Source organism: Bartonella grahamii ATCC 700132 (assembly GCF_000518085.1).
Lineage (GTDB): Bacteria > Pseudomonadota > Alphaproteobacteria > Rhizobiales > Rhizobiaceae > Bartonella > Bartonella grahamii.
The window spans coordinates 41,596-64,753 of record NZ_JACX01000006.1; the positions used below are offsets into that span (position 1 = coordinate 41,596).

The 23,158-nt window shown below is 36.7% G+C and carries 18 protein-coding genes, 1 tRNA gene and 5 pseudogenes; 15 read left to right on the top strand and 9 right to left on the bottom strand.

What is annotated here, in order from left to right; translation table 11 throughout:
- The first annotated feature begins 26 nt into the window (after positions 1–26).
- Positions 27–818, top strand: coding sequence for a pyrroline-5-carboxylate reductase (locus U736_RS0102975; protein WP_015856280.1), 792 nt, complete (start codon positions 27–29; stop codon positions 816–818).
- A gap of 396 nt (positions 819–1,214) precedes the next feature.
- On the opposite strand, the gene U736_RS0102980 is transcribed toward U736_RS0102975, so the two are convergent.
- Positions 1,215–2,276: an Mrp/NBP35 family ATP-binding protein gene (locus tag U736_RS0102980; RefSeq protein ID WP_015856279.1), complete on the bottom strand. Its 1,062-nt coding sequence runs from the start codon at positions 2,274–2,276 to the stop codon at positions 1,215–1,217.
- Positions 2,277–2,864: 588 nt separating this feature from the next.
- On the opposite strand from U736_RS0102980, the gene rpmH reads away from it, so the two are divergent.
- The 8 genes from rpmH to U736_RS0103020 all read left to right on the top strand — a co-directional run bounded on the left by rpmH (position 2,865) and on the right by U736_RS0103020 (position 9,712).
- Positions 2,865–2,999 carry a 50S ribosomal protein L34 gene (rpmH, locus tag U736_RS0102985; RefSeq protein WP_005864709.1) on the top strand — a complete coding sequence of 45 codons (135 nt, stop codon included), beginning with the start codon at positions 2,865–2,867 and terminating at the stop codon, positions 2,997–2,999.
- Between the two features lie 117 nt (positions 3,000–3,116).
- Entirely contained in the window at positions 3,117–3,509 is a 393-nt protein-coding gene (gene rnpA, locus U736_RS0102990) for a ribonuclease P protein component (RefSeq protein ID WP_015856278.1), read from the top strand.
- On the top strand, positions 3,499–5,337 hold the full coding sequence (gene yidC / locus U736_RS0102995) for a membrane protein insertase YidC (protein WP_026500291.1): 1,839 nt from the start codon (positions 3,499–3,501) through the stop codon (positions 5,335–5,337). The genes rnpA and yidC overlap by 11 nt, the downstream gene beginning before the upstream one ends.
- Complete coding sequence (gene yihA, locus U736_RS0103000) at positions 5,334–5,978, top strand: ribosome biogenesis GTP-binding protein YihA/YsxC (protein ID WP_026500292.1); 645 nt, start codon at positions 5,334–5,336, stop codon at positions 5,976–5,978. Before yidC ends, yihA begins: the two co-directional genes overlap by 4 nt.
- 138 nt (positions 5,979–6,116) lie before the next feature.
- Positions 6,117–6,809, top strand: coding sequence for a glutathione S-transferase family protein (locus tag U736_RS0103005; protein WP_015856275.1), 693 nt, complete (start codon positions 6,117–6,119; stop codon positions 6,807–6,809).
- 1,244 nt (positions 6,810–8,053) lie between these two features.
- On the top strand, positions 8,054–8,866 hold the full coding sequence (dapB, locus tag U736_RS0103010; protein ID WP_015856274.1) for a 4-hydroxy-tetrahydrodipicolinate reductase: 813 nt from the start codon (positions 8,054–8,056) through the stop codon (positions 8,864–8,866).
- 28 nt (positions 8,867–8,894) lie between these two features.
- Entirely contained in the window at positions 8,895–9,515 is a 621-nt protein-coding gene (locus U736_RS0103015) for a 2,3-bisphosphoglycerate-dependent phosphoglycerate mutase (protein WP_015856273.1), read from the top strand.
- 112 nt (positions 9,516–9,627) lie between these two features.
- Positions 9,628–9,712 (top strand) — tRNA-Leu (locus U736_RS0103020).
- A 100-nt stretch (positions 9,713–9,812) separates the two neighbouring features.
- Here U736_RS0103020 and U736_RS12720 read toward each other — a convergent pair.
- Both U736_RS12720 and U736_RS10850 read right to left on the bottom strand, forming a co-directional pair.
- Positions 9,813–10,017, bottom strand: a pseudogene (locus U736_RS12720) (helix-turn-helix transcriptional regulator).
- A 68-nt stretch (positions 10,018–10,085) separates the two neighbouring features.
- Positions 10,086–10,399, bottom strand: a pseudogene (locus U736_RS10850) (YqaJ viral recombinase family protein); the annotation flags it as partial.
- On the opposite strand from U736_RS10850, the pseudogene U736_RS13060 reads away from it, so the two are divergent.
- Positions 10,399–10,743 (top strand): annotated as a pseudogene (locus U736_RS13060) (phage tail sheath subtilisin-like domain-containing protein); the annotation flags it as partial. The pseudogenes U736_RS10850 and U736_RS13060 overlap by 1 nt on opposite strands.
- A 170-nt stretch (positions 10,744–10,913) precedes the next feature.
- Here the strand turns inward: U736_RS13060 and U736_RS0103040 are convergent.
- Both U736_RS0103040 and U736_RS0103045 read right to left on the bottom strand, forming a co-directional pair.
- Complete coding sequence (locus U736_RS0103040; RefSeq protein WP_012755081.1) at positions 10,914–11,234, bottom strand: addiction module antidote protein; 321 nt, start codon at positions 11,232–11,234, stop codon at positions 10,914–10,916.
- Complete coding sequence (locus U736_RS0103045; protein ID WP_372440016.1) at positions 11,215–11,550, bottom strand: type II toxin-antitoxin system RelE/ParE family toxin; 336 nt, start codon at positions 11,548–11,550, stop codon at positions 11,215–11,217. Before U736_RS0103045 ends, U736_RS0103040 begins: the two co-directional genes overlap by 20 nt.
- Positions 11,551–11,654: 104 nt before the next feature.
- Between U736_RS0103045 and U736_RS13150 the strand changes: the two are divergent.
- A pseudogene (locus U736_RS13150) lies at positions 11,655–11,813 on the top strand (lysozyme); the annotation flags it as partial.
- Between the two features lie 48 nt (positions 11,814–11,861).
- On the opposite strand, the pseudogene U736_RS13065 reads toward U736_RS13150, so the two are convergent.
- From U736_RS13065 to U736_RS0103065, 4 genes and pseudogenes are all read right to left on the bottom strand, one after another.
- Positions 11,862–11,996 (bottom strand): annotated as a pseudogene (locus U736_RS13065) (integrase); the annotation flags it as partial.
- A 666-nt stretch (positions 11,997–12,662) separates the two neighbouring features.
- Positions 12,663–13,655, bottom strand: a complete 993-nt coding sequence (locus U736_RS0103055) for an outer membrane protein (protein WP_012755079.1) — start codon at positions 13,653–13,655, stop codon at positions 12,663–12,665.
- 568 nt (positions 13,656–14,223) lie between these two features.
- Complete coding sequence (locus tag U736_RS0103060; protein ID WP_012755078.1) at positions 14,224–14,496, bottom strand: hypothetical protein; 273 nt, start codon at positions 14,494–14,496, stop codon at positions 14,224–14,226.
- Entirely contained in the window at positions 14,490–16,865 is a 2,376-nt protein-coding gene (locus U736_RS0103065) for a mechanosensitive ion channel domain-containing protein (protein WP_026500293.1), read from the bottom strand. Before U736_RS0103065 ends, U736_RS0103060 begins: the two co-directional genes overlap by 7 nt.
- Positions 16,866–17,046: 181 nt before the next feature.
- On the opposite strand from U736_RS0103065, the gene U736_RS0103070 reads away from it, so the two are divergent.
- The 4 genes from U736_RS0103070 (at position 17,047) to U736_RS0103085 (ending at position 22,850) form a co-directional block, all read left to right on the top strand.
- Positions 17,047–17,424, top strand: a complete 378-nt coding sequence (locus tag U736_RS0103070; protein WP_012755076.1) for a hypothetical protein — start codon at positions 17,047–17,049, stop codon at positions 17,422–17,424.
- A 92-nt stretch (positions 17,425–17,516) separates the two neighbouring features.
- Positions 17,517–20,030 (top strand): protein translocase subunit SecD, encoded by a 2,514-nt coding sequence (secD, locus tag U736_RS0103075; protein WP_012755075.1) that lies wholly within the window; start codon positions 17,517–17,519, stop codon positions 20,028–20,030.
- Between the two features lie 99 nt (positions 20,031–20,129).
- Positions 20,130–21,881, top strand: a complete 1,752-nt coding sequence (locus tag U736_RS0103080) for a cation:proton antiporter domain-containing protein (RefSeq protein ID WP_026500294.1) — start codon at positions 20,130–20,132, stop codon at positions 21,879–21,881.
- A gap of 15 nt (positions 21,882–21,896) precedes the next feature.
- Positions 21,897–22,850 (top strand): lysylphosphatidylglycerol synthase transmembrane domain-containing protein, encoded by a 954-nt coding sequence (locus U736_RS0103085; RefSeq protein ID WP_012755073.1) that lies wholly within the window; start codon positions 21,897–21,899, stop codon positions 22,848–22,850.
- Positions 22,851–23,158 lie beyond the last annotated feature (308 nt).

A 23,158-nucleotide genomic window follows, 5' to 3' on the forward strand; every position in this document is an offset into this window, starting at 1 on the left:
TTAAAATATAAAACTGAGAAATAGAAATGAAACTTGGCTTTTTGGGAACGGGTACAATCAGTGCTTCAATGGTGAATGGACTCATGACAAGCACCTTTGATGTTTCTTCCATTATTGTTTCACCTCGCAATGCACAAACAGCAGAGCACCTTTCAAACACTTATGATAAAGTTATAATTGCTGAAAATAACCAAGCGTTGCTCGATGTTAGTGATTGTATTTTTCTTTGCTTGCCCAACCAAATTGCAGAAGGCGTTTTGCGCTCTCTTCATTTTCGTCCAGAACAGCTGGTTATTTCCGTACTTGCTATGGCAAAAGCAGCAGAAGTAGAAGAGTGGATTAATCATAAAGTTTATCGTGCTGTTCCATTACCTTTTGTTGCAGAATGCAAAAATTTGACACCAATCTATCCCGATCATCCCTTTTTACGCACTTTATTTGATGCATTGGGGGGCACATTGGTGCTGGATAAGGAAGAGCAATTTAATCTTTTTATGACAGCTGGTTCTCTGATGGGAGTATATTTTAATTTTATAGAAACAGCCCATCAGTGGTTTATAACACAGGGGTTAAAAAAACAGCAATCAGCAGAATTCCTTACCATGATGTTTGGAAATCTTACGGATGAAATGCGTAAAATTATAGCAACGAATCGTTCTGCATTTCTCGATTTTGCATTGCTTGAAAAAGAGTTTTCAACAAAGGGTGGAACAAATGAATTTTTGTCAAATTACTTTTCTCATCAAGGGGGAAGGAATGCTTTAACAACGGCTCTTGAGGCTACTTTGCAAAAAATGAATGCGTCTAAAAAGACTTGACCAACATTTTTTTATCATCTCAATAAGAAAGAGCTAAATGTTGAAGATTTATATCAAGAAAACTCATATCGAAAAATGCTTTTTACACCTGAAAAAGATATCATCTTATGAAAAGAATTGATTTTTAAAATATTTTTTACAACCTTTTACAATTTTTCTAAATTATTTTTATTTTCTGTCTTCTTCTTTTATCCTCAGTACCAATATTTTTCCTACCTCATGGCTCTATCTCTTCTAATTTGGGTCCCCTTCAGGTTATCCAAACGCATGAATAATTTTTTGTTTATTTAACCTATATACTCCACTCACACATTAAAACTTCCCCTTACAAAGAAGCAACTATTTTTACGTCTTCCATGATTGTGTTTTAATAAACTTTCTCAAACAAATATCCATTTAAAAGAGTTGATTTTTTATTTGATCAACAATTTTACGATACAGTTTAGTATGCTCTTTACTAGGCTTAGCAACAAAAATAGGGATCCCCTCATCTGAAGAAAATCGTAAAGCTGCATCAAGCGGTATTTCCGCTAAGAAAGGGACTTCTCGACGTTCCGCTTCTGCCCGTGCACCACCATAGCCAAAAATATCATAGCGTTTTCCCGTATCAGGAGCGATAAAATAACTCATATTCTCAATAATTCCTAAAATAGGAACATTGACTTTCATGAACATTTCTATTGCTTTACGCGCATCCACTAAAGCAAGATCTTGGGGCGTAGAGACAACCAACGCACCTGTTAATTGTACCTGTTGTGCAAGCGTTAGTTGTGCATCCCCTGTACCGGGCGGCATATCAACGACTAAAACGTCCAGAGGTCCCCATAAAACGTCTCGTAACAATTGCGTTACCGCTGCCATAACCATAGGACCACGCCATACTACCGGCTTTTCTTCCTCAACCAAAAATCCCATCGACATCAATTTAAGTCCGAATTTTTCAAGAGGTTGAATCTTTTTTTCTCCAATGAGCTGTGGTTTTTGATTAACAAGTCCTGTCAAACGCGGCAAAGATGGACCATAAATATCAGCATCCATCACCCCCGTCTTGAAACCAGAATCTTGTAAAGCTAAGGCGATATTTATTGCCATCGTAGATTTTCCGACCCCTCCTTTTCCAGAAGCAACAGCAATCACATGCCGCACACCTTCTATGGGCATTTTGATCGGCAAGAGATTTGCTCTCCGTCTAGGTGCTGCCTTTGTTGTTTTTTCTGCTGTAAGTGTGACAACAACAGATTCCACTCCCTCCAAAGCACATACCATCTTTTCAGCAGAACGACGCAATGATTCCCATTCTTGCACACCTCCATCAGGAACTGTAATGGAAAAAAAAACCTTACCATCAGCAATCAATATTTCTGAAAGAAGCCCCAACGACACAATATCACTTTCAAGATCTGGTCCTTTGATTTTACGTAATACGTTGCGGACAGCCTCACTTGTAATAGAATCCACGTTCTTTCCTCTCTATAAAAATACCAGCAAATATAAGCATAAGAACGAAAAATACTTACAGGTTCATCACCTGATAATTTTCTACTTTACTCAAAATTATAAAGTATAAATTACTTATATCTTTTCTCTTTAAAAATATGAAACCATCCTTAAATAAAGAATCTCAAACATAAAATCTGCTATAAAATCCTATCAATCGTGTTTGTCTACAACCACTTTAATGAATGTTCTGATAAAAATTTTGTAAAAACAAAAACTGAAAAAAATTTTTAATGTTAAAGGATACTTTAAATTGAGTATACCGTAATCAGTAACACTTTCTTTAATTCTTTAAAGCCCTAGTCATTTATTTTCTGTAGACTCAATCGTTATTTCTGACACTTTTACAGTATCGTAAAAAAAGTATCACAGACAGTTATAAGGTGTTTTGTATTCTTTCAAGAGCGAGAAAAACAATCTAAGATTGACTTTTTTTATATTTTTCCTTATGGGTTAACAGCCGTATGATAGGATAAAATCGTTCATCTCGCGCATAACTGCTCATAAAACGAAGATTAAGAAGGGCCGCACTCCGCGGTATTTAAATAAATGAAACGTACTTACCAACCCTCTAAACTTGTCCGTAAACGCCGCCATGGGTTTCGTGCACGCATGGCTACAGCTGGAGGACGTAAAGTTATTGCTGCAAGACGTGCTCGTGGACGTAAGCGGCTCTCTGCTTAACCATTTAAATTTTCACAACCGTTGAGGATTGCTCACCATTTCTTCGTTGTGAAACTTTTGTTATGAACCTCTAATGCTTGCTTGCAGGCATTTAGTGAAATTGCGAAATGTTCTTTTATGAAGAAAAAACATCCCTGCCGTATTCGCAAAAGAGCAGACTTTTTGGCTGTCCGTACAGGAGAAAAGCGGCGTGGTCCTTTATTTTTGCTCGAAGTTAAATCTCGTGAACAAACAACAGAAAGAAAAGATTCTCTTGTTGCACGTGTAGGCTTCACTGTTACTCGTAAAAACGGTAATGCTGTGAAACGTAATCGTATCAAAAGGCGCTTGCGTGAAGCCGTAAGAGTTGGTGTAACAAACCACATGGAAGCAGGAACAGACTATGTCATTGTAGCATATCGTGATGCGTTACATGCGCCTTTTACATCCTTAATTAGTGAATTAAATCGGCGAATAAAACCAAAAATAAAACATCAGCAACAACAACAAGGGTGTACGGATGGAATATAACCGCAATTTCTTTATCGCTATTGGCTTATCTTTCGTAGTGCTCATCGCATGGCAATTTCTTCATGTTGCTCCCAAACAAGCAAAGTTACAAAAACAACAAGTCATCACACAGCAATTGTCAAAACAACAATCAACCCTTTCTACTACCACGACGAATTTTTCTGACGATACCTCAACGCATCAAGCAACATCTATCATCGAACAGCCAATGACACCTGAAATCCGGAAAGCTGTATTGGCCAAAACAAAGCGTATTGCGATCAAAACCAATGAACTGGAAGGCTCTATTAATCTTGTTGGTGCACAATTTGATGATCTTCACCTCAAAAAATATCGTTTAACAGTCGATAAAAAATCACCGGAAATCGATTTGCTGAATCCTAAGGGTTTCAAAACGACCTACCTTGCTGAATTTGGTTTTGCAAGTGCATCTTTGCCAGCAAAAGCTTTGCCACAATCGGATACACAATGGCAAATAGAGGGAAACAATACAATCCTGACTCCTTCAACACCCATCACTTTAATTTATAATAATGGACAAGGACAGATCTTCCGGCGTATTCTTTCTGTTGATGATCATTTCATGTTTACCATTGAAGATTCTATCAGCAATGAAAGTGATCAACCAATATATCTCTCATCCTATGCCCGCGTTGCACGTGCAGCACCACCAGAACATACAAATGCAACCTATTTACTTCATGAAGGTATGATAGGTATTGCAGGAGATTCGCTCAAAACTGAAAAATATAAAACCTTAGCAGAGCTTGACCCGAATCCTGATAATGGGCAGAAAAGTATGACTTTTTCTAAAGTAACAGGAGGTTGGATTGGTATTACCGATAAATATTGGGCTGTAGCAGTTATTCCCCCGCAAAATAAAGAATATACAAGCCGTTTTATTTATTTTGATCGTTTGCAAACGCATTATCAGTCTGACTTGCTAGGATCGCTTTTAACGATTGCTCCAAATGAAACAAAAACTATTACAAATCGGCTTTTTGCTGGTGCAAAACAAGTTGAAATTATTAATAACTATCAAAATGATCTAAAAATCAAAAAGTTTGCTCTTTTAATTGACTGGGGTTGGTTTGATTTCATCACCAAACCAATGTTTTCTCTCATTGATGTTCTTTATAAACAAACAGGAAATTTTGGTATCGCCATCCTTCTTGTCACGGTGCTCTTAAAAACTCTTCTTTTTCCTCTAGCCAATAAATCTTATAAATCTATGGCACGCATGAAGCTTTTACAACCGCGGTTGCTAGAAATAAAAGAAAAATATCCCGATGATAAAACCAAGCAACAACAAGCGATAATAGAACTATATAAAACCGAAAAAATTAATCCCCTTGCTGGTTGTTGGCCAATGTTGGTTCAATTCCCAATATTCTTTGCTCTTTATAAAGTTCTCTATATCACCATTGAAATGCGCCATGCCCCTTTCTTTGGCTGGATTAAAGATTTAGCGGCACCCGATCCAACTTCTCTTTTTAACTTGTTTGGTCTCTTACCGTATACAACTCCAACATTCCTTATGATTGGTGCATGGCCTTTGATTATGGGAATAACGATGTTTTTACAAATGCGTATGAATCCCGCTCCTCAAGACCAAACCCAAGCGATGATATTCACATGGATGCCTGTTGTCTTTACTTTTATGCTCGCCTCTTTTCCTGTTGGTCTCGTTATCTATTGGGCATGGAACAATATATTATCAATCATTCAGCAAGGTATCATGATGAAGCGCCAAGGAGTTAAAATTGAGCTTTTCGATAATCTGAAAACCATGTGGAGAAAATCACCCAAAAAAGAAGTGCATGAATGACAAGAGATTCTTCCCTTTCTGGAATTTTTTCTCGCAATTGGATTTTTATTCGTGGTGTACCAGCAATACGCTTTCTCCCCCCTGAAGGACCACCAGAAATTGCATTTGCAGGACGTTCCAATGTTGGAAAATCATCTTTAATAAACGCACTCGTCCAACAAAAAAGCTTAGCACGCACCTCAAATACACCAGGACGGACTCAAGAGCTTAATTATTTTGTCCCCGATGGCTTCAGTGGGCAGCTGGGAGATCTTCCCCCTCTAGCATTAGTAGATATGCCTGGTTATGGTTTCGCTGCTGCTCCTAAAAGTCTGGTTGATGCGTGGACAAATTTGATTTTTAGCTATTTACGGGGGCGCACAACATTAAAACGTGTATATATCTTAATTGATTCACGGCACGGAATCAAAAATAATGATGAAGATGTTCTTTCTCTCCTTGATAAAGCAGCCGTTTCTTATCAAATTGTTTTGACAAAAAGCGATAAAATCAAATCAAATGCCTTGGAAAAATTAATTATGAGCACACAAACAAAGCTTCTCAAACGTCCGGCAGCTTATCCTGAGCTTCTTGTAACCTCTTCAGAAAAAGCTCTCGGTTTAGAAGAATTACGTGCTGCCATTTTGCAAACCATCGCATAAAAGAACAATTGCTATTATTAACAATTTATTAATTATAATTACTAGCAGCTGCTAATGATCTTGTACTTCTAGTCAAGCATCTTTATAAAAATGATTACTTGAAAGAATTCTCATCAACTCTATTTGATAGTGTAAATTATGCTGACACTTTTTCACTCTCCCCTATCCGCTTCCTCGCGCTTCATACGCCTCATTCTTGGGGAATATGGTGTAACCACTCAACTGATTGAAGAATATGAATGGGCAAGAAGACACGAATTTCTAGCTCTCAATCCCGCTGGTCATGTTCCTGTTTTTCTCGATGAACACGAGGTTCCATTATCAGGTCCTCTTGTTATCTGCGAATATTTAGACGAAACACATGGAAGTTTACGACAAGACAATAAGCTCTTTCCGGAAAATCCTTTAGATCGTGCGGAAGTACGCCGTCTCAATGACTGGTTCTTAAATAAATTCGAAAATGAAGCAACGCGCCATATCGTACGAGAACGAATCCATAAACGTGAAATGCCACTTGCCATTGGTGGTGGTGCTCCTAATTCACAAATTTTACGCAATGCGCGTGCCAATATTTTACCACATATGAACTATCTCAACTGGCTCTGTGCCTCTCGCGATAGCTTAGTCGGTTCTGCCTTGTCCTATGCAGACCTAGCAGCAGCAGCCTCTATTTCTGTACTTGACTTTCTAGGGGAAATTGACTGGGAACAATCTCCTGCTGCCAAAGACTGGTATATGAGAATTAAATCACGCCCTTCTTTTCGTTCTCTTTTAACAGATCGCGTCCGCGGAATTGTTGCAAGTGCTCACTATGCAGATCTTGATTTCTAGCCTTCTCCCACAAACAAAAGTAAAAACGATATTTTATCTAAAGAATATTTATAGGCTTATGAATTTTTATGCATGCGTATAAACAATACGATAATACATTGATTTAGAATCATATTAAACAGAGAATAAGCCCCCCATAATATTTTCTTATTTTATCCCCCCTTATAATGCATGAAAAAAATCACTTTCTTGACGTGTCACAAAAAAGATTAGCATAGGAATAATAAGAAAGGATTTTAAATACTCTCTTTAAATATAAGAGCTGTAGCATCACTGGAAGCTAGGAAAATGAAATAACAATACTTAACGCATGTTATCCTCCATTCTCCCCAATATATGAAAAAACGCATTGCATAACATATATACTCTTTGCTCTATAATAAACAAAGCCTCATCATGCGTTTTTACAACATAACAATTTTTTCAACTGACTTTCCTAAAAGATAAAGAATCCGACCAACTCTCGTGTGTAAACAATCCAACTTCTTGTTCGTCCCCTTATTTCTACACCTCTTTTACGTGATTTTATTTATGTATAACCTATTGACATACAACGATAAATAATCGTTTTTTTAACTTGAATCATCAATTCCAAATACCTTTTTCTCATTACCTTCATCACATTTGAAACAATCCAAATCGCTTGCTTATGCGTCACACATGGAATTGGTTCGTGAAAAAATATTAAAGAAAAGAATGGAAATGCCTAAGTACCAAGGATTGTTAAAACATTAAAGGCTAACAAAACGTACGGTAGTGCTAATTTTCTCTGTTATGAAGCATAAAGATAGTGGCGCAGAATAGATTTTATATTATTCATGGATACTCTCTCGTGATACCACTCACGAGCACTATCATAAAATAAGTTTAGAAGTATTGAGAAATATTTCTTTAAGACAAGCGCATGAATTGACAACATAAGTGTATTTGTTTGGGAGATCTTGTTTTGCATGAAGAACGCCCCTCCCCTTAAAGAACGAAAGAAACAAAAACGTGAAGGAATACACAATCTTCATTAGGTTTCATAAGCAAACCTTACTTAGGAATATTCATCACACACTCTAACGAAAAACATCTCTATTTAGATTTGTAGATCATATATTACTTTCTCTAAACAACAGTGTTTTACAGCACAACAAGATAAATTAAAGCAGGAAATTTTTTTCCTATAAAGAAAAAGAACCATTGGAAAGAAGGCAAGAATTTGCCTATACTGCACAGTGAAATGTCATAAGGAGATAAGAATGCGCCTTACAGTTGTTGGTGCAAATGGAAGAATGGGACGTGAACTCATTACAGCAATCCAACAGAGGAGAGATGTAGAGCTTTGTGCTGTTCTTGTACGCAAAGGTTCACCGTTTGTAGGAAAAGATGCCAGTGCCTTAATTGGTTCAGATTCTCTTGGAATTGGCATTACTGACGATCCTGAAAATGCCTTTTCTAACACAGAAGGTCTTTTAGATTTTTCTCAACCAGAAGCCAGTATTCTTTATGCTAACTACGCTGCTCAAAAAAGCCTTGTCCATATTATTGGCACCACAGGATTTAGCAAAACAGAAGAAGAAAAAATTGCAGATTTTGCGAAATATACAACAATTGTCAAATCCGGAAATATGAGCCTTGGAATAAATCTTTTGGCCAACCTTGTAAAGAAAGCCGCTAAAGCATTAGGCGCCGATGATTTTGATATCGAAGTTTATGAAATGCATCACGCGAACAAAGTTGACGCCCCTTCTGGAACAGCCCTTCTTCTTGGCCAAGCAGCAGCTGAAGGGCGCAATGTTATGCTTAAAAATGTGCGTGTCAACGAACGCAATGGTCATATAGGTAAACGCGAAAAAGGCTCCATTGGCTTTTCTTGTTCACGTGGTGGAACAGTTGTTGGAGAACACAGTGTCATTTTTGCCGGTTCCCATGAGCGCATTATTCTTTCACATACAGCGCAAGAACGCTCTATCTTTGCCAATGGCGCATTAAAAGCAGCTTTGTGGGCAAAAAATCATGAAAACGGTCTTTATTCAATGCTCGATGTTTTGGGTTTGAACGATGAATTTTAAACAATCAATAGAATAGAGGCAATTCATAATGGAACGCATACTTGTACTAATTCGTCATGGACAAAGTGAATGGAATCTCAAAAACCTTTTTACCGGTTGGAAAGATCCCGATTTAACAGAAAAAGGTCATGCAGAAGCGATAGCAGCAGGAAAAAAACTGAAAGAATATGGTTTGAAGTTTGATATCGCTTATACATCTGCCTTACAGCGTGCTCAAAAAACGGCTCAGCACATTTTAGAGCAAATGGGACAATCAGATTTAGAAGTGATAAAAAATCCCGCATTAAATGAACGTAATTATGGTGATCTTTCTGGTTTAAATAAAGATGAAGTACGCCAACAATGGGGACAAGAGCAAGTGCAAATGTGGCGCCGCTCTTATACGATTGCGCCCCCGAATGGAGAAAGCCTACGCGACACCGGTGCGCGCATCTGTCCTTATTATCTTTACCACATCCAGCCTCATATTTTGCGCTCCCAAACTGTTTTGATCGCAGCGCATGGAAACTCTCTTCGTGCTCTTATTATGGCGCTTGAAGGTCTCTCCGGTGAGGAAATTATATCTCAAGAATTAGCGACCGGCATTCCTATTATTTATACATTTAATCCGGATTCAACAATTTTATCGAAGACAGTCCTCGCACCTTAAACTTATAAAATCATGATCTCCCAAAAAATCAATTCAATCGTTTTAAGCTAAAAAAATAAATTCTATAATTTCATTGACAGAATTGCTTCATACGCTTAGATCAATTTTATGAGCCCAGATGGCGGAATTGGTAGACGCGCAGGTTTCAGGTACCTGTGCCGCAAGGCGTGGAGGTTCGAGTCCTCTTTTGGGCACCATTTTAATATTTAATGTATTGAAATACATAGATTTTTTTTCTTTAAATAACCATTTTAAGACCACCTTTTAAACCGCCTTCTACGGTTTATACAACTTTACCTAATTTACTCCTATTTTCTCCTTATTTTTCTTTGGAGTGACGGTTAAGATCTCTTTCTTTCTCCATCTCACTGCTCTACCTAGCTTATATAGTTCTGGAAATACCCCTTTGAAATACCCAATTACAAATCGTGGTTGTGGATACACTAAAAAGCTTTGCACATTCACGGGTTGTTACATATCTATCTCCATCATCAAGTATCATCTCATTACCTTTCTCTTTTTTATGTTATACAAATGGGCGAGGGTGTTGGGGGAAGAACCCCCATAGGTTTAAGCAGCTTTTGTCAAAATCTTTTGCATCTCTTGTTCTATTTCCGCTAAGAAGGTTTCAACAGTTTTATTGATCTCTTCAATGTGTTTCTCATCACGGAGAATGCGTTTGATTTTCATTCTCAAACCAGTAGATTTACTTACAAAGTTTGGATTATAGCTAATGAAATCACACCATTTGCATCCTATGCATGCCATTTGGAATTGCATCTGCGCGTGATATTCAGGCTTGATTTCGTCATACATAAAAAACGAAGATGGGTCGTTGATTGTGGACATTTGACTTCAATTAAACCGTCTTCTCCAATAAGCCCCTTTTGTAAAGGTGAATCGTGATGGAGAAATCGTAGAATAGCCAGCAAGCGCAGCTGTTACAAGTATCATTGCTAAAACTGATTTTACACATGGCTTTTGGCATTCTCCTTAAAACAAAGTAATCAATGGCATTGTTGGAACTGCGCGTCCAATTGATTTTTCCATTGATGATAGATCAAGCCGCGCCAACCTTCTCAATGAACAAACCATCACAACAATTATCCGCGAAAACGGTTATCGTCTTTGGGGCAATTGCACTCTTTCAAGTGATACAAAATTTGCTTTCTTATCGGTGTTGAGAACCGACGATACGATCAATGACGCCATTTTGCGTGGGCATCTATAGGCTGTCGACCGCAATATCAAAAAAAAACTACATGAGTGACGTGAGTGAAAGCGTCATCCATATGGATAAAGAGGATACATGATAGGTTATAAACCAGATGTAGAGCCCCTCATTAAAAAGGTTGCTTAAGTACCTCCCTTCCCCCATCTTTAAAAGTGGGAAGCAGATCAAGCTGCTTCTTCTAAAGCCGCTTGTTCCTTACAATTATTCTGGATAGACGTTAAGCTAATCTGCAAATTTAAAGCACTCAAAACACTGAGAAAAGTAGAAAGTCGTGGGTCACCCTTGTCGCTTAAAGAACGATAAAGAGACTCTCTTGATAACCCTGTATTTTGAGCGATTTTACTCATTCCTTGATTTTTCACTATTATGCCAAGAGCATGCGCAAGATACTTGCTATCCTTGCTTTCAAGAGCATCTTGTAAAAGAATTTTCTGAGTCTCAGGCGTTTTGAAATATTCCCTTGTATCAAACTTGGTGATTTCCATTTTTTATTTCCTTTACTAATTGAAGAGCTTTTTCAATATCTTTTTGCTGAGTAGATTTATCGCCGCCATTAAGTAACAAAATAATCTCTTTTCCTTGTTTGAAAAAATAAACACGATAGCCTAGTCCGCGATTTATTTTTAATTCTCCAATTCCACGAAAGAATTTTGCGTTACCAAGAAATCCTGTTTCTATTCTTGCAATCCATGTAACAACATGTGCTTGCGCAATCTCATCTTTTAAATAATCTAGCAATTTCATAAAGTATTTTGTTTTGTACACTGTAAATAGTTGTGTCTTATCAGATACAGAATAAATACTGTCAAATACATTATTTTGTTCCAGTGAAAAAGCTACATAGGTTTTAATAAGCCATCCTTTCGAATGAGAAAGATGTCAATTTTTTAATCCAGCTCTGCTTTTTGCGGAGCTTTTTTTATGAAGAAGCATATGCGAAAATATCATCAGAAGGACTTGCACTCATTAAACAATGGGAAGGTTTGCGTTTGAACGCCTATAAAGATGCCATTGGGGTGTGGACAATAGGTTATAGACATACAAACAGTGCCGGAGGCAATTTCTCGTAAAGAAATACCCCCCTTGCCCGACGCAAATTTTCTTTTTTTTTGGTGAATTGGGTCAATTCCTTGATCCCAAAAGTCATAACAAGCTGAAGCCTTGAACCGTGCTTCTTTTAAAGATACATTGCTACAAAAGCCTAATCCCGTTTCTCGTCGTCTTTTATTGAGGTCAAACCTAAAAATCCATCATCCTTGATCTGATGCAGTTTTTATAAGCCATAAACCAGCTCTGTCAGCATATTTGCCTTTAGATAGATTTTTTACAGATAAGACTAATAGCCTATCACATGTTCTTATTTTTCGAACCACCTTTTAAAAGCCACCTTTTGAATCGCGCTTGGAGCACTTTCATCTGATACCAAGATTATATTAAAAAAATTTAATAAATAAAATAAAACAATTAGTTATTAAATAGAAAAAAGATAAACCGCGCTATCAGGTGATATTGTAGAGAATTCTAAGGGAAAAAATTGGTGCATAAACGTGCACGCCATCCGCACCACTCTATGTGAATTTTCTTTATCTTCTAATTGTTTAGATAGAAAAATGATCTTTAAATTTACTTTTTTAACGCTATAACGATATTATCATGTGATAATCGTAATAATACAAAAAACGAATCATTCCTTCTTTGCAAATAAATATTTCAACTATACCTTGTGAACCAAAGAATTTTCATTCTTAACAATTAAGAATTTAAATAATTCTTTCTTATCTCCTCATCATCACTCAAAATCAAAGACCCTTTCTTCACCATAAAATAGCATTTACAATGCATAACATTAAAAAAATAAAGGCCCTATCAAAGAGATAGGACCTCTTAAATTTAAGCTCCTTTATCCTACAAAGCTAGAATTTGTAAGCTATTCCTGCGCGAAAATCATTCGTCTTATACTTAACTTCAATCTCGTCTTTAAATTTCTTTTTACCAAAATCTGAGTAACGATATTCCGCACGCACAACAAGATGATCTGTCATTGCAAAATCAACACCACCACCGAGAGTATAACCAATCATCGTTTTTGTTGCATCCGATGTCCTATTAAAGGGCTCACCTCCCGTAATTACTGTCGACAAAATATCTTGAAACTGTCCATAAGCAACACCACCAGCAATATAAGGCATCACACGCCCCGCAGAAAACCCAACACGTACCCGTGTAGCACCTGTCCATTTTTGTTTTAACGTATGATTAAAAGTTAAACTGTCTTTATCCTCTGCAACAGAGCGAGACAACCCTCTACCCTGTCTACTGACAAGTTTTGCCCTTTTTCGACTTTTTCCTTCAGTACCCGCTCCTTCAGTACCCGCTCCTTCAGTACCCGCTCCTTCAGTACCCGCTCCTTCAGTACCCGATCCCTCAGTACCCGATCCTTCAGTACCTGATCCTTCAGTACCTGATCCACCAGTATCAGGACCACCAGCACTTGATTCATCAGCCTGAAATCTTGTTTTTGTATCCTTTTTTTCCGTTAAAAGAATATCCGTATCAATCCCCACAATAAAATTATTACCGAGATCAAAATTAACACCCGCATAAAAACCACCCATAAATCCAGAAAGCTCAGGCATATACTGTTTCTCGACGGGTATCCATGGTTTACTTTTACTCTCTTCATCAGGATAGAGAGGAATATTAACATCACGCGTTATCGCAGAAGTCTTACTTGAAAAGCCACCCACTTGCCCCCCGAAATAAATACCTGCCCAAGAAAAAGGTGAAGAAGCAACAACTTCTGAGGCAACATGTACTGGCTCTTCATGAGCCACCACATCTGCAGCCTGTACTATAGAAGGTGAAATTAAAGAAAAAACAGATGCTGTTATAAATTTTGTATTCATAAAATTATACCCCATTGCTAAATTTAAATATAATCAAAAATCACATTTAGAAAATAGAAAAACAAAGTTTTATAAAATCTTATGCTGCAAAATCTCATGTACTCCTTTATAGTTACATTTAAATCTATCACTAGATTAATATATCTTTACATCAAAATTTAATATTATCAAATAAATTTTAAAATATTAGAATAATGAATACTTAAAATAACAAATTATTTAATAAAAATACCTATTATATTTTTTAAACAAGGAAATATAAAACATTTTGTATCAAAATAAATGCAAAAAAAATCACAAAATAGTATATTTTACACCTTTTTTCGTAAGAAAAATTCTAAAAATGGTGTAAATATTTTTAGAAAATCGATATTCATTAGAAATATTATAAATACCTCAATATTCTTATATCCCAAATGCATACTGTAGATTCTATATAGTATAAAAATATACTTACTTTATACTAAAATCATACCTTTTTTCTACCATTTTTAAAGGATGAGATTATTAATACGACAATATCATTATCCTTCTAAATCTTATCTCCAAATAAAAATTCTCAATCATTTTATTTAAAAATTGCTCTTCCCCTACTGATTTCTATATTATCATCTGCCTTTATTGCAAAACGGTCTTTATTAGGAAAAGTTATAAAACATCCCTTCATACAAATTGTAATTGTTTGATGAGTATTTAAAGAAACTTTTGAAGGTATACTTCCCTCGACAACAACGAGAGATTGTACCTTTAAATCTGTATTCTTCACTGTTGCGGCAAAAGCTGTTATGGTAAAAATATTCAACAGAATAACTATAATCAAAGCATAAATATATTTCAGCATTCTAAGATTCCTTCCTCAGCAAAACGCTTATATAAGACAAATCGAAGAGCATTGGTCACATGAGAAGGTGAAGTAATATTAGGCACATAAATAGCTAAATTAAAGGAAAAACTCTTATGATCAAATGCTGTAAAACTCACCTGCGGGGTAGGATTTTTTAAAACGCCTTCTGTCGCAAAAGCAATCTCCAACAAAATTTCAGCAACATGCTCTGGAGCAACCTTAGATGATACAGTAACTGGTATATCAATTCGTCCTACTTTATTACGTCTAGTCCAATTACTAACGTTGTTATTAATAAGGCTTGAATTGGGAATGATAATCGTCTTACGCTGAATGGTCTCAAGTTCCGTTGCACGCACACTAATACGCTTAACAACACCACCCACTGATCCAGATTCTATATAGTCTCCTATTTTAAATGGTCTTCCAACTAAAATAATAAGTCCAGAGACAAAGTTTTGGACAATATTCTGTAAACCAAAACCTATACCAAGTGAAAGTCCTCCAGCAATGAGAGCGAAATTTCTAAGATCCAAACCTGCCATTGACAATCCCGTCAAAGCAGACACAACAACGCCTCCATAACTTATCACTGTTTTGATAGAATTACGTATACCAGAATCGAACTCTCCATGAACCAACACCACACTATCTAACCAACCAATAAATCGGCGAATAAGAAACCAGCAAACACAAAAAGAAATAATTCCTGTTACAATAGAAATCAAAGAAAGAGTAATATTTCCAATCTGAAAACCGGTAACCAATTGCCATAGTACTGCTTTCAAATCAGAATAGGAAAATCCAAACTGTACAGCAATTGGCATTGCACAAAATACAACAACAAATAAATTGAGAAAAACGCTCACAAAAACTCCCAATTGATTCATCGTTTTTTCTTCTAAATGAAACCTCTGCATCAAAAGATGACCAACCGTTGTTTTCATAAATTGGCCTTTAGTTCCAAGTGCTTGAGCGCTTTGTATTCCTAAATACATGAGAACTAAAAATACTCCACCAATCATAATTTTCTGCATAATAAAACGTGCAAGACCAACATAGCCTAAAAAATTCAACACAAAGAGCACTAATCCCAAGCCAATAAGAGGAATGCGTATATAAAATGGACAAAAGTAAGGCTCTTTTTTTTCTCCTTGAAAACGCCTACGTCTAAATTGCAAAGGTACAAATGATATTATAAACAGCAATACCGCTACAAGAAAAACAGCAATAAAACTTTTAGCAATTGTCAAAGATAGAGGCGCTGAAATGATTTGATAAATACTATCAAGAACAGCATCAAATGCCAACACACCCGCTAAAGAAGTGAGTAAAATCACTAATTGATAAGCAGACGATGGTGCAATACTGAGAAGACGCGCATGGGGCATATTCGAAGATAAAAGAACAATTGCTAAGCGATTGATTAAAAATACTAAAATAATCTGACAACCTATCATATCAAAAACTGTTATAAGCTTACCTAGATCTAAGTTAAAACTACGAAACAAAAACAACACAAGATAAACGCAAAAAGTACATATAAGCGAAGGTAAGAGAACTGAAATAAAGGCGATCAATAAGCGTTGTAAATAAGATATTTCCTCATTAGACTTCCTAAAGTGGCAATACACATGAACAAGAACTTTTCGAGAAAAATACGAAAGACCCAAAGTGATAAAAAGTGGAATTAAAAAGGAAAGAAATAGTTGTAATAACTTGAAATAAAATATAAAACTCCACCAAGAATTTAACAAAAAAAGAAAATCTGATGAAGCCTCTTTTGTTTTTTGGGCGAGCTGTTTAACCATCGGAATCGAAAACTCAAGCCTATACGTAAGCGTGCGTTTAAAAAGCTCCCGAGATTGAGAAATAGAAAGTTCAGCTATTCTATTTGCCGCTAAGAAAATTTCTTCAAAACGAAGCATGATACTGTTAATTTTAGCTTTTTGCTCTATCAAGTAAGAATACTCTTTCACTGAGCTTTTCAGTTTTTTTACGTCACGATGGAGCTCTGTTAATTGATCAAGAAGTGTATTAATCTCATTAAGAGGAGGACGCAAAACAAATGCTGCCTCAATAGCACGTTCACTGATATCTTGTGCACGTAACCGCAATTCTTCTAAAGAACGCTCATCTTCTGATTTTCTGTCAAAATCTCTTTTTAAAGTTTCACTATTTTCTTCAAGAGTCTCAATAATCAACTGTTGTTGTTGAATAATTTCATCAACTGAATAAGAATCTATTGTTTGTTCGACAATTGTATTTTGTGCACCCCTATTCCCCCACGCACCAGAATTAAATACAAAGATAATCCCCAAAAGAAGGAAAAGTATGTGGATGTTTTCTCTACAAAATGAATACATATCGACCTTATGCGCACAAAAAGGATTTTATCCCCCCCCTCCTTAATATGGTATAAAGCAGATATTTTCAACTTTTGTAGAATAATCTTATAAAAGCTTTCCCTTATCCTATAATACTGATAATAAGAGAAAAGAATAATAAATAAGCTGAACTCAATAAGATTAAAGAAGGCACTCTAGCATGTGTTTTTTGCACCTCTATTGCAAAAAAGAAAATTTTCTTCCTTTGACAACTTGGATTTTTCTATCCAGTTTAGGTGTATTCTTGACGAGCAACCTAGGAACGCGTGCTTATTTAATCAAACAATCACACACCAATAATATCATTAAAACGAATAGATTTGATTTACACAATAAATGTGATCAGTTGAATGTTACCACAACTGAAAACAAAAAACTTGTAACACTCCATACAGAATCTATTTTTACGAGAACCTTTCAAAAAATCCTAACATTGGATTTCTTTTTAGTAAAGATTCCAGCTATTGATACACGATTTCGTAGCGTTAAAACGCAATATTTCTCAAATAAACGCGCTCCTCCTAATGAACACACTTAAATTCTCTTCCTTGAATTATAAAACGATCATCTTATTTTACTTGTGCTTTTAACTTTAAATAACTGTTAGATTGCCTATTAGCGGAATATATCATGCGTACACCTGGTTGGTTAACTACCCTTTATTGTTTTATTCTTTTAAGCAGCATTTATGTTGCCTTGCCCAATTTATTTTCATACGAACAAGTTAAAAACTCGAAATTCTTACCCGACACCCGTGTAGCACTTGGTCTTGACCTTCAAGGAGGCTCTTCTCTCCTGCTCGAGGTTGATAGCAAAACGTTAAAACGCGATCAGTTACACATAGTTTTAAGCAGTGTACGCAATGTATTGCGTGAAAAACAAATCCGCACCTCAAGTGTGCGTATCGTTGAAGATAGCATTATTGCCCTTATTTCTGATCCATCGCAAACTGAAAAAGCACTCTCTGCTTTGAAAACATTAATAACCCCCATACACAGTAGCTTTGGTACAACAGAACATAACATCACGATCAGTGCTCAAAATGAAACTCTCCGCGTCACATTAACGGAAGCTGGTATAAAAGACCGTGTAAGCAATGCTATTGAACAAAGCTTAGAAATCATCCGTCGCCGTATAGATCAAGTTGGTGTTTCAGAACCAGCCATCCAAAAGGTCGGAAACGATCGTATTATGGTCCAATTGCCCGGACTACAAGATCCAAAACAACTACGTGATCTTTTAGGAACAACCGCTAAGATGAGTTTTCATCTTGTTCCTTCTAATGTGGACCCCAATAATCCCCCTATAGGTGTTTCTATTCTTCCTGGATATACTGATGCAACACAACACTATGCAATTTATGATCAAATCGCTTTAGATGGAAATGTCCTGAAAGATGCCCGTGCAGGTTTTGACCCCCAAATACCAGGGCGTTCCATTATTTCATTTACTCTAGATTCCGCTGGTGCAAAAATATTTGCCGATATAACACGACAAAATATTAACCGTCCTTTTGCCATTGTTCTGGATAATAAGGTTTTAACCGCTCCTACCATCAATAGTGTCATTCCCAATGGACAAGGTCAAATTACAGGAAACTTTGACCCCAAAGAAGCCTCAACTCTGGCTGCTCTGCTTCGTGCTGGTTCCCTCCCCGCACCACTCACGGTCATTGAAGAGAGAACCGTAGGTCCAAATCTTGGTGCTGATGCCATCCAAATGGGACTTTACACCGGCATAATTGGCTTTATTCTTGTTGCAATTTTTATTTTTCTTCTCTACCGCATTTGGGGATTAATTGCCAATATAGCACTAGCTCTGCACACGATTTTAACATTTGCTGCACTGAGTCTTTTGGGAGCTACGCTTACGCTACCTGGTATTGCTGGTATTATTTTAGGCATCGGTATTGCCGTTGATGCTAATATTCTCATCAATGAACGTATCCGTGAAGAAAGTCGAAAAGGTGTGAGTGCTTTTGCAGCCCTAGATCGTGGATTTAAACACGCTTTTGCAACCATTGTTGATGCAAATGTTACGGCAATTATAGCGACTGTCTTACTATTTTGGTTTGGTACCGGTCCCGTTCGTGGTTTTGCCGTAACAATGTTGCTTGGTATTATCATCTCCATGTTTACAAATATCACCATTGTACGCATCATCATGATTTGGATCGTTCGTAAATGGAAAATTAAAAAATTGCATATTCACTCTGCTTTCAACATCATGCCAGAAAACACAACTTTCCACTTTATGAAAGCACGTTTCATTGGTATTGGCGTCTCAATTGTTTTATCAATGGCTTCAGTCTTTCTCTTTTTTAAGCCTGGATTGAACTTCGGAATTGATTTCATTGGCGGAAGCCAAATGAGTATTACCACGAAAGCACCAGCAGATCTAGCAACTCTGCGTTCCAAGCTTTCTACTCTTAATATTGGTGAAGTTACCTTGCAAAATATTGATAACGAAAGCACCGTATTAATTCGCATGCAGAAACAAAGCGGTAGCGAAGCACAACAAACCATCGCCATTGATAAGGTAAAAACAGCTGTACAAAATATCTATCCCGATACCACATTCGATCAAATAGAAGTTGTTGGTCCCAAAATTTCAGGCGAGCTTGCCACAGCTGCTTTTACTGCTGTTATCCTTGCGGCTATTGCCATGTCTCTCTATATATGGTTACGCTTCGAATGGTTCTTTGCTATTGGAGCAATTATCACTCTCATTCTAGACACCACAAAAATGATTGGCTTTTTTGCTTTATTTCAATTTGATTTTAATTTAACGGCTATCGCTGCACTCTTAACAATTGTTGGATATTCTATAAATGATAAAGTTGTCGTCTATGATAGGATGCGCGAAAATATGCGTCTTTATAAAAAAATGCCGTTGCGCGAGCTGATTGATCTGTCAATTAATCAGGTTCTTGTACGTTGTTTTTTTACATCAGCCACAACAATTCTTGCTATGCTCCCCATGGCGATATGGGGTGGAAGTGCTGTTCATAATTTTGCATTGCCCATGGTCTTTGGGATTATTATTGCAACATCATCCTCTATCTTTATTGCTGCTCCTATTTTACTCCTGCTAGGAAATTGGTGGCGTGAGCGAAATAATCGTGCAAATACCAAAGTGAAATAAAAATGCCCTTTGATACATATGATACATTTCGCTTCTCTTCTCATAGAAATATAGTCATTTTCATTTATTCGCTTTTTGATCAAGAATAGTAAATAATCCATGCTCCACGACACACCACTTATCACAACTATTGTTGCAGGTTTATGTTTAGCATTTCTCTTGGGAATGATTGCTAGCCGTTTGCGTATTTCACCACTTGTAGGCTATTTGTTAGCCGGTGTTATTGTGGGACCCAATACAGGCGGATTTAAAATAGATTCCGTCATCATTAATCAACTTGCTGAAATTGGTATTATTTTGCTGATGTTTGGTGTTGGGCTCCACTTTTCATTAAAAGATCTTTTATCTGTCAAAGCTATTGCTGTCCCCGCTGCTATTGCACAAATGGCATTTTCTACTTTTCTAGGTTTGTGCCTTGGTTTGATTATGGGATGGGGCTTCGGTGGTAGTTTGATCTTCGGCCTTGCTTTATCCATAGCAAGTACTGTTATCCTTCTACGTGCTTTGCAAGAGCGTCATCTTATTGAAACAGAAAAAGGACGCATTGCCGTTGGATGGTTGATTATTGAGGATTTAGCAATGGTCCTTATACTTGTCCTCATCCCTTCCTTGGCAAGTGCCCTCAGCAACACCAAAAAAGAAGCGTTGGATCCTCTTGTTCAATGGTTGGATTTAAGTATTTGGGGTATTTTTGGTCTCACCATCCTGAAAGTGATTGTATTTATTGCACTTATGCTCGTCATTGGGCGACGCGTTATCCCATGGCTTTTAAAAATGAGCGCACAATCGGGATCACGTGAATTATTTCGTCTTAGCGTTTTTGCTATTGCATTAGGAGTAGCTTTCGGAGCTGCTCATTTATTTGGTGTTTCTCTTTCTCTTGGTGCTTTTTTTGCTGGTATGGTCATGAGCGAATCAGAATTAAGCCACCGTGCCGCGGAAGAATCTTTACCACTGCGCGATGCCTTTTCTGTTCTCTTTTTTGTTTCTGTAGGCATGTTATTTGACCCAGAGAAACTCTTAACTCATTTTTTTCCTCTCTTAGCAACCTTATTCATTATCGTAATCGGAAAATCTGCTGTTGCCTTTTTCATCGTTAAGGCTTTTCGCTATTCTAATGCAACAGCTTTGACTATTTCTGCAAGCCTTGCCCAAATCGGAGAATTTTCCTTTATCCTTGCTGGTTTAAGTTTAAGCTTAGGACTTTTAAACAATGACGCTCATGATTTAATTCTTGGAGGAGCAATTTTTTCTATTTTGCTCAATCCTCTTGTTTTCATTGCCTGTAATAAAATTAAAAAACGTCTAGAAAAAAATTCTGCATCTTCACAAAATGCCCAAACAATTATTGATATTGATCCACAAGATCCTGACCAAGATTTTTTACCGATGACCTTAAAAAATAACCATATCGTAATTATTGGCTATGGTCGTATTGGTAAATGTGTTGCATTATCTTTAATAAATAGAGGTAACCCTGTAGTGATCGTAGAAGAATCAAAACGCCTCTCTGATAAAGCGATTGCAGATGGCTTTGAGGCTATTTGCGGCAATATCATTCAACAAGAAATAATGAACGCAGCAAATATAAATAATGCACATAAAGTTGTTATTACAATGCGAAGCACCATTGAAGTAGGAGAATGTATCGTGAATATACGTGGTATGAAGAAAGATATCCAGATAATCACACATGCATTATCCGACACAGAAACAGCATATCTCATTGATTTAGGTGCTGATGTTGTAGTAACGGATGATGAAGAAGTTGCCAATGGCATTATGGAGTATATAATGGAACGAAGATCTGTACAGAATATGCTCAATCATGAAAATTTACAGAAAACATAAAATGGGTAAAGAATCGTGAAAATAAAGCAATTTATATGGCCATTGATTGGTATCTTAGCAATGCTGATATCTATTCGGATTCTTTATATGAAACTCTCTGCCATTTCATTTGGGGATGTATTGGAGCGCTTGAGCGATTTAAATGCACAGCACTGGTTATTAGCCTGCTTATGTTCTCTCCTAGCTTATGCTGCTCTTGCTGGATATGATCGAATTGCCTTGCAACATCTAGGCCATAAAATTTCTTGGATTTTTATCGCTATATGTTCATTTACAACCTACGCTCTTTCACACAATATCGGTGCTTCAGTTTTTTCTGGTGCCGTTGTGCGTTATCGTGCCTATAAAATGAAAGGATTAAACGGAACAGAAATCGCAATATTAGTAGGTTTCTGTTCTTTTACTTTTGTAATCGGCACAGTCTTACTTTTGGGAATCGTTTTGGTGCTACAACCCGAAATTATCACCCTCATTCATAAAGAACTTCCTGAATGGCTAGGAACGACGGTTGGAGCAATTTTACTCAGCTGTATAGCACTTTATACGTTTGGCAGCTGGCTTCAGTTAAAACCCTTACGCTTGGGTAAGAAAATTCAACTTTCCTATCCACGGTTGAAAATTGTTATTCAACAGCTTCTCATTAGCCCTCTAGAGCTTTTAGGAGCAGCAGGAATTATATATGCTGTTCTCCCACACAACGCAGATATTCATTTTATCTCTGTTCTCGGTGTTTTCCTAGCATCTTTTACGATAACTCTTCTCTCCAATGCTCCAGCAGGAGGAGTAGGAGTTCTTGAAGCTCTCTTCATAACAGGCATGCCCAATATAAATCCAACCGATGTTATTGCAGCACTTATTGTCTTTAGAATGTTTTATTTGATTATACCGCTTATCATTTCATTATTTGTGGTCGCCATTTTTGAAGCGCATCAATACTGGAAAAGAGCCCCCAAAACACCTCCTGAATAAATAAAAGGCTATCAACTACTTCTTTTTTGTGTGCCTATAAAGGATTATCATCCATGCTAATCGATTGTATATGTAAATTAATACAATCATTATTTTTATTTATCTTTTTTACATTGAAACTTGAAGGTCCCCTTTTATAAGAATCTTACTTTACGAAAAATATAGAAATATTTATCTATTTTCCTTCAAAAAAACTCCCATAAACTTGAATATTAAAAGTACTATTTTATTATGTAATCGATTTTTATGTTGGATAAAGCACATCATTGCAAAAAAAAATACTCAAATTTAAAAACCTCTATCTGAAA

Coding starts and splice junctions, on each gene's coding strand:
- U736_RS0103040 (WP_012755081.1), bottom strand. CDS start 11,234: ATGGAAATCACCAAGTTTGATACAAGGGAATATTTCAAAACGCCTGAG.
- U736_RS0103065 (WP_026500293.1), bottom strand. CDS start 16,865: ATGTATTCATTTTGTAGAGAAAACATCCACATACTTTTCCTTCTTTTG.
- rpmH (WP_005864709.1), top strand. CDS start 2,865: ATGAAACGTACTTACCAACCCTCTAAACTTGTCCGTAAACGCCGCCAT.
- rnpA (WP_015856278.1), top strand. CDS start 3,117: ATGAAGAAAAAACATCCCTGCCGTATTCGCAAAAGAGCAGACTTTTTG.
- U736_RS0102975 (WP_015856280.1), top strand. CDS start 27: ATGAAACTTGGCTTTTTGGGAACGGGTACAATCAGTGCTTCAATGGTG.
- secD (WP_012755075.1), top strand. CDS start 17,517: ATGCGTACACCTGGTTGGTTAACTACCCTTTATTGTTTTATTCTTTTA.
- U736_RS0103015 (WP_015856273.1), top strand. CDS start 8,895: ATGGAACGCATACTTGTACTAATTCGTCATGGACAAAGTGAATGGAAT.
- U736_RS0103005 (WP_015856275.1), top strand. CDS start 6,117: ATGCTGACACTTTTTCACTCTCCCCTATCCGCTTCCTCGCGCTTCATA.
- yidC (WP_026500291.1), top strand. CDS start 3,499: ATGGAATATAACCGCAATTTCTTTATCGCTATTGGCTTATCTTTCGTA.
- yihA (WP_026500292.1), top strand. CDS start 5,334: ATGACAAGAGATTCTTCCCTTTCTGGAATTTTTTCTCGCAATTGGATT.
- U736_RS0103060 (WP_012755078.1), bottom strand. CDS start 14,496: ATGCTGAAATATATTTATGCTTTGATTATAGTTATTCTGTTGAATATT.
- U736_RS0103055 (WP_012755079.1), bottom strand. CDS start 13,655: ATGAATACAAAATTTATAACAGCATCTGTTTTTTCTTTAATTTCACCT.
- U736_RS0103080 (WP_026500294.1), top strand. CDS start 20,130: ATGCTCCACGACACACCACTTATCACAACTATTGTTGCAGGTTTATGT.
- dapB (WP_015856274.1), top strand. CDS start 8,054: ATGCGCCTTACAGTTGTTGGTGCAAATGGAAGAATGGGACGTGAACTC.
- U736_RS0103070 (WP_012755076.1), top strand. CDS start 17,047: ATGTGTTTTTTGCACCTCTATTGCAAAAAAGAAAATTTTCTTCCTTTG.